The 5545-nt window shown below is 36.0% G+C and carries 6 protein-coding genes; 4 read left to right on the top strand and 2 right to left on the bottom strand.

The window, feature by feature from the left end:
- Nucleotides 1–329 (top strand): hypothetical protein (locus ACQKOF_RS24915; RefSeq protein WP_427563052.1); only part of this gene is annotated, 329 nt, incomplete at its 5' end.
- 110 nt (nt 330–439) lie between these two features.
- On the opposite strand, the gene ACQKOF_RS24910 is transcribed toward ACQKOF_RS24915, so the two are convergent.
- Nucleotides 440–1723 (bottom strand): oligosaccharide repeat unit polymerase, encoded by a 1284-nt coding sequence (locus tag ACQKOF_RS24910; RefSeq protein ID WP_427563049.1) that lies wholly within the window; start codon nt 1721–1723, stop codon nt 440–442.
- A gap of 503 nt (nt 1724–2226) precedes the next feature.
- On the opposite strand from ACQKOF_RS24910, the gene ACQKOF_RS24905 reads away from it, so the two are divergent.
- From ACQKOF_RS24905 to ACQKOF_RS24895, 3 genes are all read left to right on the top strand, one after another.
- The gene (locus ACQKOF_RS24905) at nt 2227–2652 is read left to right on the top strand and encodes a ThuA domain-containing protein (RefSeq protein ID WP_427563046.1); all 426 of its coding nucleotides are present in this window, start codon (nt 2227–2229) and stop codon (nt 2650–2652) included.
- Nucleotides 2600–2998, top strand: a complete 399-nt coding sequence (locus ACQKOF_RS24900; protein WP_427563043.1) for a hypothetical protein — start codon at nt 2600–2602, stop codon at nt 2996–2998. Before ACQKOF_RS24905 ends, ACQKOF_RS24900 begins: the two co-directional genes overlap by 53 nt.
- A gap of 80 nt (nt 2999–3078) precedes the next feature.
- Nucleotides 3079–4074 (top strand): S-layer homology domain-containing protein, encoded by a 996-nt coding sequence (locus tag ACQKOF_RS24895; protein ID WP_427563040.1) that lies wholly within the window; start codon nt 3079–3081, stop codon nt 4072–4074.
- A 193-nt stretch (nt 4075–4267) separates the two neighbouring features.
- Here ACQKOF_RS24895 and ACQKOF_RS24890 read toward each other — a convergent pair.
- Nucleotides 4268–5545, bottom strand: a 1278-nt coding sequence (locus tag ACQKOF_RS24890; RefSeq protein ID WP_427563037.1) for an N-acetylmuramoyl-L-alanine amidase, incomplete at its 5' end; no start/stop codon positions are given.

Genomic DNA, 5545 nt, shown 5'->3' with positions numbered 1-5545 from the left:
GATCCCAGAGGCTGGTCGACTTTTCTTCACTTCTACTAAATAAAATAGTAGCACAAACCATGGCCTTGGTTTGTACTACTAATCTTAGTATGTTTTTGTTGTTGGAAAGTTATTATGCGATGAAATTAAGGTGTCATAGGCTCGCTCTTCGGCAAAATGAAGGGTTGATTTCTGTTCCGACTAAGCGCTTTCCTGGGGACGTTGGGGCAACAGTTGTTTTTTTGTGCGAAAGCGTAGCGGCAGGAATTTTATCGAAACAATATCATGTTTTATCGAAACAATTTTATATTTTATCGAAACAATTTCATGTTTTATCGCCCAACTTTTGAGTTTTATCGCCTAACTTTTGAGTTTTATTGACATCCACCTACGTACTGACGAATTGGAACACTTAATAAAAAAGATGCCTCAAATAATATTTGAGACATCCCTTTTATTGTTAATATGAAATTTTTTTCTTATCCGTTTTAATAATAGCTGACGCAATTATGACAAAGCCAAGCATTAAAACAAAGATTAAATCAAGTAAGCCAGTATGCATAGACACTGTAAACAAGGTAATGACAAATGCATAAGCTACTGAGTGGAAGCTACGAATACCGCCTTGCTTCACTTTATTATATATTAATGAGATTAATACACCATATAATAAGAAGCCAATCGCTACAAGGAAATATCCGCCATCTAAGAATAATTGACCGATAAACGTAGGTGTTGTTGTTCTGTTAGGACGTGTAATATATTTACCTTCAGCTTTGCTTAGAGAGTTTACAACTTCTGTTACTTTCATACGTGGTGACACTTGTTCACCCGGTAAAACTGTACTGAAGATACCAGCATGGATTTCCCCATTTAGATAGCCTTCCTGCTGCGTATATTCGATAATTTTACTTAAAACAATATGGCCAGTTACACTCTCACCATTTATTGAACGCATCCATTTTGGTGTTAAGTTAACTTTCTGCTCTACTGTTAACAGTTTTTCCTTTTCTGTTTCAGATAATTCTACATCTGGTTGTTCACGGCTATTAAAATCCTTCGTTGTATCCTCTGTTACAACACGTAAGAAACCAAACATCGAGAAAGCTACTCCAATAACAAACAGAGCAGTAAGGAACCATGTTAATTTCACACGTTTTACAACGTAATGGAAAATGATAATACCAGTAAATAACATAATGATTAATGGTGTACGGTAACCCATTAATAGGAATAAGAACATTACAGCAGCATAGATGGAGCCGTAGATTAATGTTTTTTTCCATGTCATATTTTTTTCTAAAATCATTTTATATGATATTAGCAGTAAAACTCCATACCATAATAATTGGGCAAAGAAGTTTAATTTTGGATTGAGGTTACGTCGATTGGATTCATCAGCAATCCCTAATCCACCACCGGAAATCATCATTAATACATATGCAACTAAACCAAGGACTGTTAAAAATAAAATAAAATGAACAACATATTTCCCAAAGAAGGATAAACCAAATGATGGGATTGTCCATTGTAACTTATCAATAATGTACACTCCGATGTAGTAGCATATTACTGCTAAAAATACCGCTGGCCAAATTGATACACGTAAGTTAAATAATTCAAATCGATGGAAATCAAATAGACTTGTAAAGAAATAGAGCATTAATATAAAAGGTAAAAAGAAATACGGCGAAAACGTATCAATTTTGTTGACCTTTGCAAAAGTTTGTTTCAGTTTATTCATAAATGTCATACATCTCAGAAGATGTGATTGCCCTCCTCTATCGCGAATCATAATTGTTTATTCTTTTATTTACTAAGCAAAACAAGAGTTATTATATCATAAATACAGGTAGACTTATAGAAAGGAATGAGTTGATTTTATATAAAATTATGCAACGATTTCCCTTTTTCCCTAAATTGCGAGTTTATACCCATAATCTTCTGCATTGCTCTCCCTATTGCTTGTCCCTCTTAGCTCGGTAACACAATTTAAGCCTTACATCAATTAACAATAAACCCCAAAAACTCTGTACTAAAATCTCGGTTAAAAATCAAATTTTAATTATTCATCCATTATTTAGATGTAAGATAAGCAAGTAGTGCAAATTTCTCAGAAATTGAGGTTCAATTGTTCAAGCACTTTCAAAATCAGGATGCAATCGCGTAATTGAAGACAAATACAAAAATAAGGATGTGGATTTAACGAAGAAATTATTCATTTCACTACTCATAGCGTGCTTTTTTATGCTTGTAGTTTTTTTAGCACCAACACAAGCTAATGCTGCACAGAAAATCGGTGTCGTTTTCTCTGAAAGTAGTGAAAAATACGCCAATACTACACACCCTGGTGGAACATTTAATGGCCAACTTGTTTCTGAAAAGGTTGACTATAGCTCCACATATAATAAGGAACTTAAAGCTTTTCTTCTCTATCAGCAACAAGGTTTCCAAGTAGAGAAAATTTATAAGAGAGACTTAAATAATATAGAAAATTTAAGTCAATATGATGCAATCGTCTTTGCCTATACAGTCATGATGAATCATCAGCAACGCGAAAATGTCAAAATGTACGTTCGAAATGGCGGTGGTGCAATTTTTGCCTTCCTGACAGCCCGTAATGAATCAACAAAATTCCCTTGGTCAAATGGATCTCTCTCCATTAATCTATGATGTCGATTCTTGGGTAATGGAATGGGATAATTTAACTGAAGTCTTTAATTCACATTTTATTGACGATATTGTATTAGAAAACTCTACAATAAGCAATATAAATACTGTTCATCCAATTATTCAAAATACAACAAAAGAGCTTGGCAAAAGCAAGCTTAATCTAACAAAAACAGATCGTGATTGGGTAGAAGTTGTGAAGCCTTGGCAAGGTGGATCTGCAACACCTATTTTATATTTCTCAGATTACAATTACACAGACAAGCCTAAAACAATGAAAAAAAATGAATTTGGCACAGCCCATGCGATCGAATATGGTAAAGGCAGAGTTGTTCAAATTGTAATATAGATGCTAAAGCGGATTGGCAGGATAATGAAAATGGTGCAGCCTATTCAACTACTAATGGTGACAAAGATACACAAGTATTTATGAAGCATTCTTTAAAATGGGTAGCCGAAAAACATAATGGCTATGTGCCCCGCCGTTATAATCTTTCTCTTTACTCTGACGGGGTGCAAAGTTATGTAGCACCGTCTGGTAAATTTGTTTTCTACTCCATTGTAACGGTTAAGAACAATGGTAATGTGCCTGCACGTGGTACATTGAAAGTAGAAATTTTAGACGCAAACGATAAAGTTGTTGGTAACGGGCATGAACGTTACATTCCAGGACTTGCTGCTGATTCCACAACAAACAATGCTGATCAAAAAGATATTAGTACCCATACAGAAAAACATCAGATTTCTATGCCTGGTAATTTAGCTGCTAGAACATATACGATACGTACAACCTTTATAGAGGGGCGTGCTGATCGCAAAAATGCTGATGAAAAATTTGCAACGATTGCAGAAATTAAAACGCTCACACGCGCAAAAGGTTCCAACAAAGCGACAATTGCTTCCGCCCCATTCTTCTCAGATGTATCTTCATCGAATGGTGCCTATTATGATATTAAAAACTTATATGTGCTAGGCATTGTGAAAGGAACTAATGGGAAGTTTAATCCACAAGGTCGCCTGCAAGCAACAGAAATGATTTTGCGAGCATTAGGGATTCCAGCATCAAGCTCAGCTACCTTAAATGCGAGTGACATCAAAGCAGGTGACTATGGCTATGCCGTTTTAGCAACAGGCTTACGCTACGGTACCATTTCATTAGAGAATGGCAAAATCAATGCCCATCAGCCAATGACCCGCGCTGCCATGGCACGAGCACTTGTTAACGGCTTCAAGCTACAAGGCTACACAAATAATACTCTCTCAGATGTGCCGACATCTCATGCATATTTTAAAGATGTCCTAGCCTTATATGCACTTGGCATTACTACAGGCTATGCTGATAATACATTTAAACCAAATGGTACAGTGACACGTCAAAACTTTGCCCAATTCGTAAAAAGAACACTTTATGCAAATTCAAAATAACTAAGGTGAAAGTTGATTTTTTAGTGCGCTGATTGGGATGTTTTTTATCGTTGGTAAACCCGTGTGTTTCGCCGCTAAAAGTGCTCGCTTCACCGCTAAACTTGTGAATTTGGCTGATAAAATTCCTTTGAATACTACTAATCAAACAAAAAGAGCTACAACGTCTACTATTGAACGATGTAGCTCTTCATTATTATTGTTTTGAGTAATATTCCAAAATCCCTTTGTAGATGGATTCCGCAAATAACTCAATATATTTATCATCCGTCAACTTAGCACGGTCTTCGCTATTCGTTAGGAAGCCTAGCTCAACTAGAATGGCTGGAATATTCGTATTTGCAACTACAATGTATTTAAATTCTTTGACCTTACGATCTTTCATATTTACGTTTTTAACGATTTGATTGTTTACAAATGTCGCAAGATCAATATCTTCTTGATACATATCACCAGGCGTTTGAGCGTAATACGTTTCGGTACCTTTTGCATCAGTATTCTTTGCTGAGTTCACATGGATACTTACGAAGATTTCACCGTAGTTAGCATGTGAAAAGTCAACATGTTTTTGTGGCGGAGAGAACGTATCTCCAGTACGAGGCATCAATACCTTTGCACCTGCTGCCTCTAGTTTATCCTTTACTAGAGTACCAACCTTTAATGTTATATCTTTTTCGTAAATTTTACCGAAAAGGGTTCCGACGTCACTACCACCATGACCTGGATCAATAATGATAATTCGATCTTTTAACGGATTACCGCTTTGATTTAATAGCTTTAAGTAAGATTTATGGACATACCCTTTTTGACTTTGATAGGTAACTTGAGCCCAATAACCGTTAATACTGTTCACTTGAACATATTCGCCCTTTTTCAGCTTACTTACTACCGCAGAAGTAGAGTTAGCTTCTTGGCGGATATTTAAATTATCAACCGTCACCCGACCTAATAGATCACCAGAAACTGTTGGTGGAGTTGGATCTGATTTTGGATCTGGGTTTGTTTTTGGTTCTGGATTTGGTTTTGGATCTGGAGTAGAAGGTTGTTCTACTTCAACGTCCGCTGTACTATTAGCCACGATATAGCCTGGTACACCATTCACTACAGTTAGATGGTAACCACTTACCGTCTTATACACAGGTAAATTCACTTTACTTTTCACAGTTGAAATTACCTTTGATGAAGAGGTTGCTTTTACGTAAAGATTAATATTTTGTGTTGTCGTAACTTGCTTTTGGACATTTCCTAATGCGTTACCATCTGCATCTAAAAACTGTGCATATGTTTTATAAATATAGGCAAAGGCATCTTTATAGGAAACTTTTAGCCAGTCTCCCTCAACTGCATAGACTGATAGTTGTCCACCTTTGTTGGCAGTTCCTACAATATTAGCAGAAGATGAAGAATCTTTTGATTTACGAATATTTAATCCGTCAGTTGTTGCAGTAACTAAACCAATGACCTGTGATGAATC

This window comes from Lysinibacillus sp. NPDC093190 (assembly GCF_050280425.1).
Classification (GTDB): Bacteria; Bacillota; Bacilli; order Bacillales_A; family Planococcaceae; genus Lysinibacillus.
Note: the sequence above shows the minus strand (reverse complement) of the source record. Positions and strands in the feature narration are given on the sequence as shown.

Excerpts from the sequence above, each read along its gene's own strand:
- ACQKOF_RS24910 (WP_427563049.1), bottom strand. The coding sequence starts at position 1,723 with ATGAATAAACTGAAACAAACTTTTGCAAAGGTCAACAAAATTGATACG.
- ACQKOF_RS24905 (WP_427563046.1), top strand. The coding sequence starts at position 2,227 with ATGCTTGTAGTTTTTTTAGCACCAACACAAGCTAATGCTGCACAGAAA.
- ACQKOF_RS24900 (WP_427563043.1), top strand. The coding sequence starts at position 2,600 with ATGAATCAACAAAATTCCCTTGGTCAAATGGATCTCTCTCCATTAATC.
- ACQKOF_RS24895 (WP_427563040.1), top strand. The coding sequence starts at position 3,079 with ATGAAGCATTCTTTAAAATGGGTAGCCGAAAAACATAATGGCTATGTG.